The following is a 16,824-nucleotide window of genomic DNA, read 5'->3' on the forward strand; positions in this document are numbered from 1 at the left end:
GGTCACTACCCGAGGTGCTTTTCAGATTCTTATAGTGATTTTTCTAACTCATACCAATAGTGACAAATTGTCTCCATCCCTTTTTCGTAGTTTTCTACGTGGAAATGTTCGTTCGGAGCGTGGAAGTTTTCTGTTGGCAATCCGAATCCCATTAGTACAACTGGTGTCTTTAAAATTTGATCGAATGTCGCAACAATTGGAATGGAGCCCCCACCTCTAATATAAGCTGTCGGAACCTTGTACACTTCCTCATAAGCACGACCGGCCGCTTGGATGGCTGGATGATCAAAAGGTGTTACAAAAGGATAGCCCTTATCGAAAAGTGATATGCTTACTTCTACTCCTTTAGGTATTCTTTCTTCGATATGTTTCTGAATCAGTTCTACAATTTCATTTGGATCTTGGTTTGGTACGAGTCGGCAAGTGATTTTAGCAGAAGCCTTTGAAGGAATAACTGTTTTTATGCCATCTCCTTGAAAACCACCATAAATACCGTTTACTTCTAATGTCGGTCTAACAAATAATCTTTCGATCGTGTTAAAATCTTTTTCTCCATAAAGTTCATTTAAACCTAACTGTTTCAATAGGTTTTCATCATCTAGTACTGCTTTAAAAGCTTCTCTTTCATTGTTGGTTATTTCCTCGACACGATCGTAAAAACCTTCTACTGTTATTTCTCCTTGGCTATTATGGAATGAGTTAACAATCTCAACGAGAGCATGAATAGGGTTTTGAACAGCACCGCCATATAGACCAGAATGAAGATCACTATTCGGCCCCTTTACATCAATTTGTAAGCCGCATAAACCTCTGAGTCCGTAACAAATAGCAGGCTTTCCTCTTTCTAGCATACTGGTGTCTGAGATTACAATCACATCAGAGGATAAAAGCTCTTTGTTTTCCTCAACAAATGATGGAAGATTAGGGCTTCCGATTTCTTCTTCTCCTTCAATGCAGAATTTCACATTTAATGGGAGTGTGCCAGTGGTTTTAAGGATTGCTTCAATGGCTTTTATGTGCATAAATGTTTGACCTTTATCGTCACTTGCTCCTCTAGCAAAAATTTTCTCGTCCCGAATTTCTGCTTCAAAGGGAGGGGAATCCCAAAGTTCAAGGGGATCTACAGGTTGTACATCATAATGTCCATAGATTAAGACCGTAGGCTTTCCTTCAGCCTTCATCCATTCACCATAGACAACAGGGTGACCTTTAGTTGAGTATACATTCACATTTTCTAAGCCGATCTTATGTAGTGCTTCAGCAGTCCAATTAGCAGCCTTTTTTACATCTTCTTTATGGTCTGGTATCGCGCTAATACTAGGAATCGCGAGAAATTCAAACAATTCCTCTAAGTGTAAATCTTTATGTTCATTTAAGTAATTTACTATTTTTTGGTCCATCATCTTTTACCTCCTTATCATACTAATTGATAATATTCCCTAATAATCAACATTTTCCTTCTAAATACTAGGCTCTTTTCGTAAACTTTGTACTTTAAACTGCTTTTAAACTGATCATGGTGCTTTTTTCTTTATTTTAGGAAGAAAAGATGCCACGAGGTAGCGTAGAATCCGTGCTGGAGATTATATACGAATAATAACAATTTAATCGAAAACAGCCTAATACTAAAAACAACTTTTGAGAAAAAATTTGTTACAGATGTTGAAATTTTAAAATAATGGTGTAAAATTACACTAAAAGAATAAATGGATCATATACATATACATAGAGGAGGGATCATGATGCAGCCTTTTTCAAGAGAGCAGAGAAAGAAGATTTTTAAAGAGGAACTAAGCTTACTTAAAGAGGGGGAGTATATTTCTCCTTATATGCATGAAAATGTCCTCAATGCACATGAGCGATTTTATGAAAATTTAGCGCGAAGAGAAGAAAAGATTTCTCAATCTGTAGAAGTAGAGAAGGTAGTCATACAGCCTAAACAAGTAAGAAAAGTAAAAGAGAAGAAAAAACGATCACCAGAGCAGATTAGAGAAAGAAATATTACTTGGCTTTTAAATTTGGGTGTTATTCTGCTTTTAATAGGTGGATTATTTGTTGCGACCAGTAATTGGGAGAATATGAGCAATTGGATGAAAGCGGGTTCCATTGGGTTAGTTGCTCTATTATTTTACGGGATAGCAGCTATCTCTAGAAAAGTTGTGAAAATTGATAAAACTGCTTTTGCTTTTACGGTATTAGGGAGTTTATTTTTACCTATTTTTCTACTATCGGTTGGATGGTTTCAATTGGTAGGGGAGTATTTATCTTTTGAAGGCGATGGACGACATATATTTTCTAGTTTAAGCAGTTACTTACTTTTGCCTGTATATATTTATATTTCTCATAAATTAACATCACGGTTATTCGTATGGTTTACTTATATTAGTTTAACGGTAGGAACAGGTTTCCTATTATTGGCTTTAAATGTTAGTGTGGACGGTTTTTATCTCGGAATAATGATATTCAACGCATTGTTAATAGGTGGATATCATTTGAACAAGCAAAAAGAAAATTTAAAACTTTTTTGTAAAGAGCTACTTGTGTTCGCACAATGTAATCTAGTTCTGTCTACGCTACTTATGCTTTTCTTTTATGAAGAGAATCTTTTCTACGGATTTAACCTTGTATTAACAGGGATAATCTATATTTCCATGGTGTATGTAACGGGGCGTAAAGAGTTTCATTTCGTTTTTAGCGCCATGATTGTCTATGGAATCTATCAATTGGTGGAATTCTCAATATTGGAGCAGTATAGTGAGGTTGTTTATGCCCTTGTAGGAATCATGTTTTTAGCATTTCCTAAAGCACTTGATAACCGATATCCATGGGAAAGCATCTTTAGATGGACGAGTGCCATCATATCAGGCTTTGCATTTCTTTTTATTACGGTGGAAAGCTTCATCATAAGGATGAGTGAGCCATCGTTTTTATTGCTAGTTGCTTACTTTGTGATTGCAGGGAATTTTCTGTACCTGAGCAAGGCAACTAAGAATTATCTTTTTCAATATTTATCACCCATTTTCATAGCTTCAGCTCTATTTGAAGTGGTTCGATTGTTAGATAGTAGAGTTGGCTTTGAGTCAATGATTCTACCGGTATACCTAATCGGGTTCGTGTTGTTTGTTCTGCTAGGAGCGATTATAAAGTGGCCATATATAAAGGTCGTTCAACAAAGTTCTAGAGATGTTGGGTTAATCATTATGTACCTAATGATTTCAACAGGAGTTATTAGCGAGGAATGGTGGAGCCTAACTATTATGTTTCTGTTAGTATGCGTAGGGTTATTTGTAACCTCTAAGGTAGAAAAACGAGTGTTATTCAAAGAAGCTACACCTTGGTTGATCCCAATTTCACTTGGACTTGCGCTAGTGGCGTTAGGGGAAGAAGTGAGGGTGAATTCTACTTTTTACCGAGAAGAGCTGGGGATAGCGACAAACTTTGTTTTAGGAAGCATTGTCGTTTTAGTAAGTCATTTCTTGTTTAAGTCAGTCAATTTGAAAAAGAACAGCTTTTATCTTTCGCATATTCTCTATACATTTAGTATTATTTTTGCGTTCTTCTTCCCAATCAGTGATTTATTTCGAACACTGATTGTTGTAGGAGCTGTCGGAATGTATTATGTACTCTATCGTTCCGTTAAGTTCAGTTTTTTTGCCTATTTGATGAGCGGGATGACTCTTATTGCTTATATGACGGCCTTATATTCGCTATATAAATTGATAGGCGAATTTGGTTTCTATAAATATATACAATTTGTCGGGGCCGCTATACTTTTGTTAATCGTATCGCTAGTATTCCGAAAAAAAGACGAAAATTTATTGCAAGCATATGCTTATTTAGGTCATGTTTATTTGCCTATTAGCTTGGCTATAACTTCATTATTTTACGGTGAAGAGGCAATTTGGAGTTTTATGATGGCATTTGTGCTTTATACAATTAGCACTCTATCTTCAAGTGCGGAGTGGAAGCTAAAAGTATTTTTATATAGCTCATTTACGTCACTTTTTCTCACGATAGTAACGTTTGTTGAAAGACAAGATTTATTTAGAGGAGAATTTGCTTACTTCATTACAAGTATTCTTATTGTTGTATATTGGTTCATAGTAGATGGTGCATATAAAAAGAGAACGGCGTATTACTTAGTACCCTTTACGATCATAGGACTGTTTTCTGTTGTGTCAATCTATCCGTTTACTACGTTTGTTTTTATAACCACGGTCTTTTATGCAGTTGGATTACTGGTTTTCGTACATCGTATTAAGTGGGATTTTTTAAGCATCATTCCACTAGTGTTTGTATTTAACGGAACCTACCAGTATGTGAGTGAGCAAACATTTACGGATATCTATAAAGTTTTAATACTGTCGTTTATTGGTGTACTTCTACTTATCATCGGAAAAATACTATATAAAACATTTATCGTTTCAAATGAGAAACTCGCCTTTAAGTATGTTGATGCATATACCGTGATGTCCTTCTTTTTCTTTGCCATATCCTATTTATTCACTGGTGACGATTTGGTAACAAAAGTCCTCCCGGGGGTGATGATTTCTTTCGGATTGATCATGCAAAGAAGAAGAATACCTTCTGAATGGAGTTGGATTCCAGCATTTTTATCAGGGGGATACTTATTACAACCATACTATACGCTGTTAGAAGATATTCAAATCCCGGTATTATTTGAAAGGGAATTATATGTATTGCCATTGATCGGGTTAGTAATCTATTTGCAAATTTGTTTAAGGAAAAAATACTCCTTTATAACGAGTCGACTACAGTGGGGTGTGCTAGTGGTTGTGGCACTATTGTTGGTTCAAGATGGATTGGAAAGTTCCACAATCTATGATGCTGTTATTCTGGGGTCTTTATCATTAATCTCGTTACTTGTTGGTGTCTTCTTACGGATAAAAGCGTACTTCTTTGTTGGAACAGGGGTACTTTTATTAAATGTTATGTTACAAACAAGACCGTACTGGGGAAATCTTCCTTGGTGGGGGTATCTTGTTATTGCTGGTTCCATATTAATTACGGTAGCAAGCTTGTATGAATGGCATAAGCAGAAGAATGCGAAGGGAGAAAAGACTGTTTTTGTACGTTTAAAAGAAAAAGTGTTGCACACTTTGAAACAATGGAATTAGGGGTTAACTTCTTTGGAGTTGGCCTCTTTTTTTCAGGAAAACAGGATTTTTTATATGTAGATTGCTGTTGGCTTGTGTATGAGGTGAGCGTTCTGTATAATCTAGTGGTAAGTTCTTCATATTGATTTTGAAAGGGGTTCATACATATGAGCAAATACGCTGTTATTGATTTAGAAAAAGGCGGACAAGTTAAAGTTGAATTATTCCAAAATGAAGCACCTGGAACAGTAGAAAACTTTGAAAAACTAATCAAAGAAGGTTTCTATAACGGATTAAACTTCCACCGTGTCATTCCTGGTTTCGTAGCACAAGGTGGTTGCCCACACGGTACAGGAACTGGTGGCCCAGGATACTCAATCAAATGTGAAACTGCAGGAAACCCACACAAGCACGAGCGTGGATCACTGTCTATGGCACATGCTGGTAAAGATACTGGTGGATCTCAATTCTTCATCGTATATGAGCCACAACCACATTTAAATGGTGTTCACACTGTCTTCGGTAAAGTTGTCGAAGGAATGGAATATGTAGATGACATTCAACAAGGCGACAAAATGAAAGAAGTACGTGTAATTGAAGAGTAAGATTTAGGAGAAGCTCACTTTTTGTGGGCTTCTTTTGATTTTTTGGGGCTATAAGTACCAGTAATCTGGAAATATTGCACTTTGAGTGCTCTATAATTTCTTTTTTCTAAAATATAAATAACAGTATCCTGCATTGGATGCTCTATAATTTCTCTTCCCCGGAATATAAATAACGAAATGCACTTCGAGTGTTTTATAATTTCCTCTTTCCAAAATATAAATAACGATCCTGCACTTTTATTGGTCTATAAATCCTCTTTCTCAAAATTTAAATCCCCGTGCTTGTAATTTTTAGTAAAGCTGCCTAGAAAGGCGTCACCCTAAGCCTCATTGCAAAAAACTATCATTTTCTATCACTCTAATTCATAGAATGGTTCATAGAGATAGAGTTGTAAAGAGGTGATGGAGTATCCAGTTTTTTAAGAATTTCAAAGAGTTTGCTGTGCGTGGCACGGTTGTAGATATGGCCATTGGGGTTATTGTAGGGACAGCCTTCGTAAAAATAGTAGATTCATTTGTATCAGACATTATTATGCCACCAATTGGATTAGTATTAGGGCATGTGAATTTCTCTAATTTATATATAAATTTATCTGGAGGTCATTATAAAACCCTCGCTGATGCAAAAGAGGCTGGTGCTGTAACCATTAATTATGGTTTATTTATCGATTCGATTATTCATTTTGCCATCGTGGCGTTCGCGACGTATTTTGCGATTCTACAAGTCAATAGGATCAAAAAGGCACCAGCTGTTTCCATGTCTTCAAAGGAATGCCCCGTGTGTTTTTCAAATATCCCAGTTCGAGCAATCAGATGTCCTTTATGTACATCTGATATTGAAGAAACAAAACCTACTGATAAAAAGAAACCAGAGCCCGTTGTAAATAAATTAGAAGAGGAACCCATTCGGAATACAAGAAAGATCAAAATTAATATAAAAGCATGAAAATATGGGTCGATTCCAACGATATTCAGATACCTCCCAGCTTGTTGTTTGGCCTTTAAAACCAAAAAAAGCACCTTCCATTCAGGAAAGTGCCTAACACAAAGCTAGTTCCGTTTTGATGAGATCAAGTCAGCTGTGATTACATATCTTTGCGGAGCATCCCCAATAAAATAAAAAGGGTAGCAAGTCGTAACGGTAAGCGTCCCCTTTGGTTTTGGGGTCATTACGGTACGATCTTCTGCATCAACGATTTTAATTCTTCTTATTTTGTAAAGAAATTCCCCGAAATCCGTTGTAACAACAAGAGGGTCATGAATCTTTAGTTCTCCTAACCCTCGAAAAACAGTATCTCGATGTCCTGATAAAATCGAATTATTACTTTCACCAGGTAGGACACTTTTTGAAAAATGTCCTACCCCCTTTTTTAATACTTCAGCAGAGGTACCTTCATAAATAGGGAAGACTCGATTCAATTTAGGTATGGTAAGCTCTCCAAGTTTTTCCCCTTCCAAAGGTTTGTTAGGATATAGTGTCAATTCTTTCTTCTTTAGCTCTTTACCCTTCATCTGTGGCTGGCTAACTCTTTCAACGTCCGCTTTCGTATACTCTATATTTTCTACAGATAAATACCCTTGTAGAAATGAAATCGAGTTCCATCCGACTATTAAAAGCCCAAATGTGATTAAAGTAAGGGATATAACTCTTGAAAAATCCGCTTTCATTATTCCACCTGTTTCACGGATTTGTTTCTAATAACTAATAAGGAGATTCCAACAAATACAATAAATAATCCAAGTAATATGTTTAGACCATAGGTTGATGCAGTATCGGGCATGCGTTCATGTTTCAAAATGGTTAATTCTCCAGCAATGTCTCCAACGTCAGTTAACTTTTCTCCAGCATTGATGGCAAAGTCTCCAGATAACATTTCTGCAGAAACTTGCATATCTAAAAGCAAGTCACCACTTAATGTGTAAAGTTCAATCAATAGACCATTCCCATCGAATTCTTCCATCATAGCTAATTCCCCAAATGTAATTGGGTTTCTTGTACCACCAGCATCTACAAGATAAAAAGTCGGACTTACGTTTAAAATTGCAATCATGTCTTCCCAAACTGAAATAATCTCCTGTTTTTGCTCATCTGTTAGTTCAGCTTCAGGATCTAACATCATTAGTGCTTCTAATCTTGTCCCGATATTCTCCATTTGTTGTTCAAGGGATAACTGATCTAGTGCTTCGAAATGGGCAAAAAGTGTATGGATTTCATCTTCCGTTAGTCCGACAGCATCTAGAAATTCCTCTAGACTAGCCATTTCACTTTCGTGACCTTGGTAAAAATCAAGTGCAATTTCAATATCTTCGATGGACCATTCCTCTTCAACAGATGATCCGTACTCTGCTAGAAGTGCGTCTAACTCTTCTCTTGTCATCCCGTAATCAGTTAAAAGTTGTTGTATACTTTCTGGCGTAATAGGAGTTCCGATAAACATACTTAAGTCTTCTGTTGATTCGAAATCTTCTAGTGAATATTCATAGTAGTCAAGCATATCCTGTAAAGTTTCACGATCCATTCCTTTTTCGGTAAGAACGGTATAAACTTCCGCCTCCGTAATGGCTGCTAACACGTTAGAAACAAATAGGTTAGACAAAAGTAAAAAACTTATAAATATAACTGCTATCTTCCTCATTTAATTCTTCCTCCAATTCCTTTTTTTGACCCGGCTTTTCGTAGAATTGTTCCAAGTTTCTTTAGATGAAAACCTAGATACAAATCTTCTTGAAATTGGAATAATAAAAAATTCACTTCCAAGAAAATACTTCGAAATAATAGCCATGTTCAGTGGTATTGTTTGTTAAAGGTTGAAAAAAATACAATGAATTGGAAGTTTTTATGAATGTAGATTTTAAGGTAAATGATTAGCTAAAAAGTGTAAAAATTTTTTATTAAAACCCCCTCGCACTATCTAAACTTTTGTGCTATCGTATTGATTTGGAGGACAAATCCTAAGCAAGGAGGGCTTCATGATACTAATTATTAGTACTGTTATTTTATTGATAGCATTTATATATTTCTTCTTCTTGAAAAATAAAAATAATGTGGAGTCCCAGCAAGTAGATTTGGACGAAGTAAATGCGTTTTTGAAAATAAATGGTGGAAATCATGTTTCTCATTTAACTTTTATTAATGATAAAAGAGTGTTCTGGACCAAGGATAAGGACTCATTAATTATCTATCAAAAAGTTGGCAATAAATTGATTGTATTAGGTGATCCGGTCGGCAAAGAAAATCATGTAAAAAAAGCGATTTTGGAATTTGTGGAATATGCAAATCTGAATTTTCTGCAACCAGTTTTCTATCAGGCCTCAAAAAAGTTTTTATCAGCCTATAAAGAAGCAGGTTACGAGCTGTTTAAACTCGGGGAAGAAGCGAGGATTAACCTGCACGATTTTACATTAGTTGGAAAAAAGGTTGGGAAGCTTCGTACGAGCAAAAATAAATTTGAAAAAAGTGGATATAAATTCAAAATTGTTGAACCTCCATATACAGACGAGTTTATAAATCAAATTAGAACGATATCTGATTCATGGTTAGGAGAACGAAAAGAAAAGGGTTTCTCCGTTGGTTATTTTTGTGAGCAATACATTTCAAGATTTCCGTTGGCAATTTTGGTGAATGAAACGGATCAGCCTATAGCGTTTGCAACTTTAGCTTGTGATGATCAAAAGGAAGATAAGACCATTACCATAGACTTAATGAGATATATGCAGGATAGTCCTAACGGAACAATGGACATGCTCTTTATCTCGATTTTTAGTTGGTGTAAAGAACATGGGTATGATTGGTGTAGTATGGGGATGGCTCCGTTGTCTCATATGGGCTCAGAGCAGTCATCAACTAAATTGGAGAAAATAGCACGCTTCACATTCCACTATGGAAATACGTTCTATAATTTTAAAGGTTTGTTTGAATACAAAAATAAATTTTCTCCTCTTTGGGAACCGAGATATTTAGTTTACAAACGCACCTTTTTACCGGTTTTGTTATTACAACTTGTATACTTGATTCACTTTAATAAGAAGAATACGAATAAAATTAGACCGAACTATATAAAGAAAATGCTTAAAAAAGTTGCCTAAGAAGCCGCCTCCTAGAGGTGGTTTTTTAATATGATTTGTCATTGGTGGATTAATAGCTACATCGGTGCACCGTCAATCCTCTGTAACACACAGTCGCAGTATTTTTATTTAGATGCAAAAATGTTATCCAATACTTTACTATCGAAAAACAGTATAAGAGAGGGTGTATGAAATGAATTACAGGGGATTAGGAAGGTCAGGGCTAAAGGTGAGTGAACTCGGACTTGGTACGTATCTTACCTTTGGCGAAAAATTAACCGAAAAAGAGTCTATCTCGATTATCCAAAAAGCCTTTGAAAATGGCATTAACTTCTTTGATACTGCCAATGTATATCAAGGTGGATTAGCAGAAGAAATCTTAGGTAGGGCTTTGAAGTCTATCCCGAGATTATCGACGGTTATCGGAACAAAGGCGTATTTTCGGGTTGGAGATGGACCAAATGATAAAGGGCTTTCTCGTAAGCACATTATTGAGCAAGCACATAAGAGCCTAAAGAGATTAGATACAGATTATATAGATGTTTTTTATTGCCATAGCTTTGATAAGAATACACCTATTGAAGAAACGCTTAGAGCAATAGATGATTTAATTAGGCAAGGAACGGTTTTGTACGCTGGGGTTAGTAACTGGAGCGCTGAACAGATAAATGAAGCGATTCGGATTGCTGACCAAAAACTATTGGATCGAATTATTGTCAGTCAGTGTGAATATAGCTTGTTAAAAAGAGGTATTGAAAAAGAAATGATCCCTGCCTCAGAAAAGCTTGGTGTATCTCAAGTAGTGTTCAGCCCGCTTGCTCAAGGGATTTTAACAGGGAAATACAACAACGGTACCTCAGAAAATAGTCGTGCAAACCAGCAGGGAGTAAATAAGTTTTTTCATCAATTATATACAAAGGAAAATATGGACGTGGTGAAAAATTTAGATGAAATTGCTAATCAATATGATTTTTCCTTAAGTGAGTTGGCTATTCTTTGGGTATTAAGGAAAAAGAATGTTGCTAGTGCGATTATGGGGATTTCAAGTGTCAGACAGCTAGAATTGAACTTGAAGGCAGTTAGGAAAACGTTGAACAAGACAGTGATAGAAGAGGTCGAAAAGGTTTTAGCACAAAGAATTTCCCTACGTTAAAAAGTAGGGATTTTTTGTATCTAATGGTTTACTTTTTGAGACCACTCTTCCATGTTCTAAGTCTAGTAATTGATTCTTTTCCGTTAGACTAGATATTTTTGAAGGTAAATTCCACGATACGAGAAGGAAAAGTCCTAGATAGGTTGAATATATTGCTTCAGATAAATTAGGAGGCTTTTGGCCATGGAATACATAGAAGTTACATCAAGTCATATAGAAGAAATGTCAGAACTTTTATCGGGGAGACACAAAAAAATAGGTTAGCATTAGAATTGTTGCCTGAACGGTTTGAACATAAGGAGGCTTGCGTAAAAATAATAGAAGAAATGTGCAAGAACGAGCGTGCTACTGGGATTGGTGCTTTTGAGAATGGGAAACTTCAAGGGTTTTTAATGGGGCTTAGAAAAATGGATCACACTAGAGGGCGTCATACTTGGATTGAGTATGGCGGGCATGCGTTGAGAGAAGGAGTACGTTCAGAAGTAGCTCGGAACATGTATGCTAGACTAGGTGACGATTGGGTAAGAGAAGGATATTTTCACCATTATAGTCTTGTTCCAGCAGGGGACTTAGATGTCATCGATGCGTGGTTCCGCCTAGGGTTCGGACACCAACAAGTACATGCCCTCTTGGAAATTCCAGAGCTGACAGAAGTACACGCTGATAAGAATATAACAATTCGTTTAGCTGAGGAAAGCGACGAAATGGCTATTAGAGAATTAGCGCCAACAATTATGACATATCAAGCGGGTTCACCCGTATGGGCTCCGTATATGCCTGAAGAAATTCGACAGCTTAAGGACGGGTATGCAGAACTCCTTACAGAAGAAATGGTAAAAGTGTGGGTGGCTGAAGATAATGCGAAAATCCTGGGATTTCAAGCATTTTGGCCTTCTAAGCCTTCAGATACTAATATGATTACTCCTGAAAAAACGATCGAACTGGGAGTTGGGGCAACTGTAGAGGAGGCAAGAGGTCACGGTATAGGATCTATCCTGGTGAAACATGGACTAAAGGAAGCGAAATCAGAGGGATATGACTACTGTATAACAGACTATCGTATGACCAACTTGTTATCTTCGACGTTTTGGCCGAAGCAAGGTTTTAGGCCGATTGCTTATAGATTGTATAGGTATGTAGATTATAGGGTGAGTTTTGGAAAGAGTAAATAATCATAGAGAGGAGTCCAGTTAGGTTTGGACTCCCTTTCTCATTAAAGGTCTTCTATAACATTTCTACCTGGTTTGAAATTCATCTTATCGTTTAATGCATTTTCCTTCGCAGTCAGTTTATCTGGGGTGATTTTAATAACGGCTGTCTTACTTCCTAAAGAAGAACGGTACTTTTCAACATGGGAAGCTGCCAGTGGATTGTTATAATAGCCCGGAACGTATTTGTTGAGCATCGCTTGCATGGCACCAGTTGCTTCTTCTAAATCTTCAACGAATTCAACACTTCCAAACACCATAACACTCATAAAAGCAGTATCTGTATGTGCAGGTACAGGGTGAACCATTGTTCCAAAGTCTTCACTAACGGTAAAACACGCATTTCTATTATCTTGCAGAATATCGATTTTTCGACCTTCCGACGCTCCGTGTACATAGATTGAACCTTGGTAGTAAACAAAATTTAACGGAACCACATATGGGTGTTTTCCATCAACAAGACCAAGAAAGCCTGTTTTCGCTGTTGTTAAGAATTCATTTATTTTCTCCTCGTTCGTACATTCTAATTTTTGCTGTCTCATTGTATACATTTTCTCACATCTCCTCAAATCACTATGGTAAGATTATTTTAAAAATAAAGTGACCTTATAGAAAGTGACAGAAACTAAAAGTTTTTTGGGGTCAGATGGAGATCAATATGGAGTTAACGCCTATTTTAAATAGTGAGCTTAGGGATCCGTTATATGCTCAGCTTTATTTTTATATAAAGACAGAGATTGAGAATGGAAGAATTTCTGCTGGAAAGAAGTTACCTTCGATCCGGCAGCTATCCCTTCATCTGAAGGTTAGTAAAAATACAGTTGAAACGGCCTATCAACAACTATTAGCTGAAGGATATATTGAAAGTGTCCCGAAAAGCGGGATGATTGTGTTGGAGCTTGAAGAAGTGGAATCGGTAAAAATTCCGCCCATAATTCATCCTATGATAATAGAAAAGGAGCACATAAAATACGATTTTCAATACGGAGATATTGAATTAGAGAAGTTTCCGTATAAAGTTTGGAAACGATATATGAATGAGGCAATGGATGAAAGTAACAAGAGTTTATTTTTATATGGTGAAAAAGAAGGGGAATACGAGTTAAGGTCTGAAATTAGTCAGTATTTATACCACGGGAGAGGAGTTGCGTGTAGCCCAGAACAAATAGTATTAACGGCAGGTACACAGCAAGCGATTATACTAATCTCTCAATTGCTTCAGCTACAAGGAAAAAGTGTTGCAATGGAGAATCCAGGCTATGATGGGGTTCGATCCATTTTTAGTCTTGAAAACTGTATCGTTAAGCCTATTTCTATTGAAAAAGATGGACTAGACGTGGACGAGCTTTCAAAAAGTGGTGCCGAACTTGCTTATGTAACTCCTTCCCATCAATTTCCATTAGGAATGGTCATGAGCATACAAAAGAGAATGAGGCTTTTAAATTGGGCTTACGAGACGGATAGTTACATAATAGAAGATGACTATGATGGGGAGTTCCGTTACATTGGTCAACCGATCACTTCCCTCAAATCACTAGATACAGGAGAAAAGGTCATTTATTTAGGTACGTTTTCGAAATCGTTTTTACCAGCAGCTAGGTTGAGCTATATGGTTTTACCACCAGCTCTCGTTTCTCTTTATCGAGATAGATTCCAATCCTATAGTCAATCTGTTTCGCCGATCATTCAAAAAGCTGTCTACTTATTCATGAAAAATGGTGACTTTGACCGCCATATTAGGAGAATGAGAAAAATATATCACGACAAGCACAAAGCTCTGTTGTCAGAATTGGAAAAGTGGATGGGAGGCAGAGTCGAGATTATTGGACAGAGAGCAGGGCTTCATATTTTACTAGATGTAAAGGACTCTAAGGACGAAGATTTTATCCAGAAAGCACGAGAAAAAGGGATTAAAGTGTATCCCACAAGGAAGTTTTGGTTGGATGAAGGAAGGAACCCCGCGTCATTCATCATGCTCGGATTTGGTGGATTGAGTGTTGAAGAGATTGGTGATGGCATTAGAGAATTGAGTGAGGCGTGGTTTGGATAGATTGGGGTTCAGTTGATACAACTTACTGGACTCTTTTTTTATCGATCTAAAAGCATTGTGTATATTAGAATCAACCTATTTAACTGAAAACAAATAACATTCTTATATTAAGGGAATATTATGTAAGTGGATAATTTTTTTTGTAAAGTCTGTCCTCTAGATATGTACAATAGATAAAAATGTGATAAAGTAATAGAAGGTAAAGTCTTATTTAATAAGTGTTTATATTAGTTTTATATGTCCTTTTGAAAAGTACATATGTGTATGTATTAATGACAATATTCCGATTAATAGGGGGAATTTTACGATGTCAAGTAAAGTATTAGATTCATTTTTACAAGAAAATTTAGAGGACTTAAAGGGGAAAGGATTATATAACGTTATTGATCCTCTTGAAAGCCCTAATGGTCCAATGATAACGATAAATGGAAGAGAGTTGGTCAACCTTTCTTCAAACAACTACCTTGGGTTAGCGACTGACCAACGTTTAAAGGATGCTGCTACAGAAGCACTTAATCGTTTTGGTGTTGGTGCTGGAGCTGTGCGTACCATTAATGGAACGCTTGAATTACACGTTAAATTAGAAGAAAAACTTGCAGAATTTAAGCATACTGAAGCAGCAATTGCTTACCAATCAGGTTTCAACTGTAATATGGCAGCAATTTCAGCTGTTATGGATAAAAATGATGCCATTCTTTCGGATGAATTGAACCATGCATCAATTATTGATGGATGTAGATTATCAAGAGCTAAAATCATCCGTTTTAACCATTCTGATATGGAAGATTTACGTGCAAAAGCGAAAGAAGCGAAAGAATCTGGTTTATACAATAAAATCATGGTGATCACTGATGGTGTGTTCTCAATGGATGGCGATGTTGCAAAGCTTCCTGAGATTGTTGAAATTGCCGAAGAATTTGACCTGATTACATATGTGGATGATGCGCATGGATCTGGTGTTCTTGGTAAGGGAGCAGGTACGGTAAAACATTTCGGGTTATCAGACAAAGTGGATTTCCAAATTGGGACTCTTTCAAAAGCGATTGGTGTTGTTGGAGGATATGTTGCAGGGAAACAACAGTTGATAGACTGGTTAAAGGTTAGAAGCCGCCCGTTCCTATTCTCAACTTCCCTAACTCCGGCTGATGTAGCGGCTAGTATAAGAGCTATTGAAATCTTAATGGAGAGCACAGAACTAAACGAGCGTCTATGGGAGAATGCTAACTACTTGAAAAAGGGCTTATCCAATCTAGGGTTTGATATTGGTGATAGTGAGACACCAATTACTCCTTGTATAATTGGGGATGAAAAGAAAACTCAAGAGTTCAGTAAGCGCTTGAACGAAGAGGGCGTCTATGCAAAATCGATTGTCTTCCCGACAGTACCGCGTGGAACAGGACGAGTACGTAATATGCCTTCCGCAGCACATACGCAAGAGATGTTAGACAATGCAATTAGGATCTACGAAAAAGTAGGCAAAGAGATGGGGATCATTCAGTAATTTTTGAATGAATCGGCACTGCCGGTTCTTTCGTTTGATAAATCATTTTGGGGGATTATGATGAAACGTATATTAATTACCGGTGCATTAGGACAAATCGGATCAGAGTTAACCGTCAAGTTAAGAAATATATATGGAAGCGATCATGTAGTTGCAACGGATATTAGAAAAAACGACTCTGAAGCAGCAAATTCAGGCCCATTTGAAATCGTCGATGTAACGGATGGGAAAGCCATGTTAGAAACGGCTAAAAAATATAATGCTGATACCATTATTCATATGGCTGCACTTTTATCAGCCACTGCAGAAGCAAATCCGGTATTCGCTTGGAACTTGAATATGGGTGGACTTATGAATGCATTAGAAGTAGCTAGAGAGCTTAATAGTCAGTTCTTCACACCAAGCTCCATTGGCGCATTTGGTCCATCAACTCCTAAGGCAAATACACCACAGGACACGATTCATCGCCCTACGACGATGTATGGTGTAAACAAAGTAGCAGGGGAGTTGCTTTCTGACTACTATTATCACAAATTCGGTGTTGACACGAGAGGGCTTCGTTTCCCTGGTTTAATCTCGTATGTAACTCCTCCTGGTGGCGGAACAACTGACTATGCAGTAGAAATATACTATGAGGCAATTAAAAACAAAAGATATACTTCATATATTAATAAAGGCACGTATATGGACATGATGTATATGCCTGATGCGTTAGATGCTATTGTTGATTTAATGGAAGCAGATGCATCTAAGTTAAAACATCGGAACTCATTCAACGTAACAGCGATGAGCTTTGAACCAGAGCAAATTGCTGCTGAGATTCGCAAGCATATTCCATCATTCGAAATGTCTTATGATGTGGACCCAGTACGACAAGGAATTGCAGATAGCTGGCCAGACTCTATTGATGCATCCGCGGCAAAAGAAGAGTGGGGCTTTAAAGCAGAATATGACTTAGAGAAGATGACTGTAGATATGTTAGAAAAATTGAGTGTGAAAATTTAATACCCTTTAAAATGACTGTGCAGCGAGCTCGGTCATTTTTGTTTTCTGTATAAGTTTTACTGGTAGAGTTTTAAAGCAGAAGATTTGCGGAAGAATAAAGATTGTACTAAAATGACAGTA

At 36.9% G+C, this 16,824-nt stretch carries 13 protein-coding genes; 9 read left to right on the forward strand and 4 right to left on the reverse strand.

All coding sequences use genetic code 11. From position 1 onward, the window contains the following. Window positions 1-29: 29 nt before the first annotated feature. Entirely contained in the window at window positions 30-1,400 is a 1,371-nt protein-coding gene (locus ACFYKX_RS01465; protein ID WP_389358985.1) for a dipeptidase, read from the reverse strand. Between the two features lie 339 nt (window positions 1,401-1,739). On the opposite strand from ACFYKX_RS01465, the gene ACFYKX_RS01470 reads away from it, so the two are divergent. The 3 genes from ACFYKX_RS01470 to mscL all read left to right on the forward strand — a co-directional run bounded on the left by ACFYKX_RS01470 (window position 1,740) and on the right by mscL (window position 6,668). Further along, window positions 1,740-5,138 carry a DUF2157 domain-containing protein gene (locus ACFYKX_RS01470; RefSeq protein WP_389357360.1) on the forward strand — a complete coding sequence of 1,133 codons (3,399 nt, stop codon included), beginning with the start codon at window positions 1,740-1,742 and terminating at the stop codon, window positions 5,136-5,138. A gap of 146 nt (window positions 5,139-5,284) precedes the next feature. Next, window positions 5,285-5,722: a peptidylprolyl isomerase gene (locus ACFYKX_RS01475; RefSeq protein ID WP_389357362.1), complete on the forward strand. Its 438-nt coding sequence runs from the start codon at window positions 5,285-5,287 to the stop codon at window positions 5,720-5,722. Between the two features lie 409 nt (window positions 5,723-6,131). Next, complete coding sequence (gene mscL / locus ACFYKX_RS01480) at window positions 6,132-6,668, forward strand: large conductance mechanosensitive channel protein MscL (protein ID WP_389358987.1); 537 nt, start codon at window positions 6,132-6,134, stop codon at window positions 6,666-6,668. A gap of 104 nt (window positions 6,669-6,772) precedes the next feature. Here the strand turns inward: mscL and ACFYKX_RS01485 are convergent, their stop codons facing one another. Together ACFYKX_RS01485 and ACFYKX_RS01490 are read right to left on the reverse strand one after the other, a co-directional pair. After that, entirely contained in the window at window positions 6,773-7,390 is a 618-nt protein-coding gene (locus ACFYKX_RS01485; RefSeq protein ID WP_389357364.1) for a class D sortase, read from the reverse strand. Then, the gene (locus ACFYKX_RS01490) at window positions 7,390-8,358 is read right to left on the reverse strand and encodes a processed acidic surface protein (protein ID WP_389357366.1); all 969 of its coding nucleotides are present in this window, start codon (window positions 8,356-8,358) and stop codon (window positions 7,390-7,392) included. The genes ACFYKX_RS01485 and ACFYKX_RS01490 overlap by 1 nt, the downstream gene beginning before the upstream one ends. A gap of 334 nt (window positions 8,359-8,692) precedes the next feature. Here ACFYKX_RS01490 and ACFYKX_RS01495 point away from each other — a divergent pair, with 334 nt between their 5' ends. The 3 genes from ACFYKX_RS01495 to ACFYKX_RS01505 all read left to right on the forward strand — a co-directional run bounded on the left by ACFYKX_RS01495 (window position 8,693) and on the right by ACFYKX_RS01505 (window position 12,112). Then, window positions 8,693-9,808, forward strand: coding sequence for a phosphatidylglycerol lysyltransferase domain-containing protein (locus ACFYKX_RS01495; protein WP_389357368.1), 1,116 nt, complete (start codon window positions 8,693-8,695; stop codon window positions 9,806-9,808). 172 nt (window positions 9,809-9,980) lie between these two features. Further along, on the forward strand, window positions 9,981-10,940 hold the full coding sequence (locus ACFYKX_RS01500; RefSeq protein ID WP_389357370.1) for an aldo/keto reductase family protein: 960 nt from the start codon (window positions 9,981-9,983) through the stop codon (window positions 10,938-10,940). A gap of 326 nt (window positions 10,941-11,266) precedes the next feature. Next, a complete protein-coding gene (locus ACFYKX_RS01505) occupies window positions 11,267-12,112 on the forward strand; it encodes a GNAT family N-acetyltransferase (RefSeq protein ID WP_389357372.1) in 846 nt (281 codons plus the stop codon). A gap of 41 nt (window positions 12,113-12,153) precedes the next feature. Here ACFYKX_RS01505 and ACFYKX_RS01510 read toward each other — a convergent pair whose 3' ends face one another. Further along, window positions 12,154-12,690: a pyridoxamine 5'-phosphate oxidase family protein gene (locus tag ACFYKX_RS01510; protein ID WP_389358989.1), complete on the reverse strand. Its 537-nt coding sequence runs from the start codon at window positions 12,688-12,690 to the stop codon at window positions 12,154-12,156. 104 nt (window positions 12,691-12,794) lie between these two features. On the opposite strand from ACFYKX_RS01510, the gene pdxR reads away from it, so the two are divergent. From pdxR to ACFYKX_RS01525, 3 genes are all read left to right on the forward strand, one after another. Beyond that, window positions 12,795-14,198, forward strand: coding sequence for a MocR-like pyridoxine biosynthesis transcription factor PdxR (pdxR, locus tag ACFYKX_RS01515; protein ID WP_389357374.1), 1,404 nt, complete (start codon window positions 12,795-12,797; stop codon window positions 14,196-14,198). Between the two features lie 307 nt (window positions 14,199-14,505). Further along, window positions 14,506-15,699, forward strand: a complete 1,194-nt coding sequence (locus ACFYKX_RS01520) for a glycine C-acetyltransferase (RefSeq protein WP_389357376.1) — start codon at window positions 14,506-14,508, stop codon at window positions 15,697-15,699. A 60-nt stretch (window positions 15,700-15,759) separates the two neighbouring features. Further along, window positions 15,760-16,704 carry an L-threonine 3-dehydrogenase gene (locus ACFYKX_RS01525; protein ID WP_389357378.1) on the forward strand — a complete coding sequence of 315 codons (945 nt, stop codon included), beginning with the start codon at window positions 15,760-15,762 and terminating at the stop codon, window positions 16,702-16,704. Window positions 16,705-16,824: the final 120 nt, after the last annotated feature.

This window comes from Cytobacillus spartinae (assembly GCF_042865285.1).
Lineage (GTDB): Bacteria > Bacillota > Bacilli > Bacillales > Cytobacillaceae > Robertmurraya_A > Robertmurraya_A spartinae.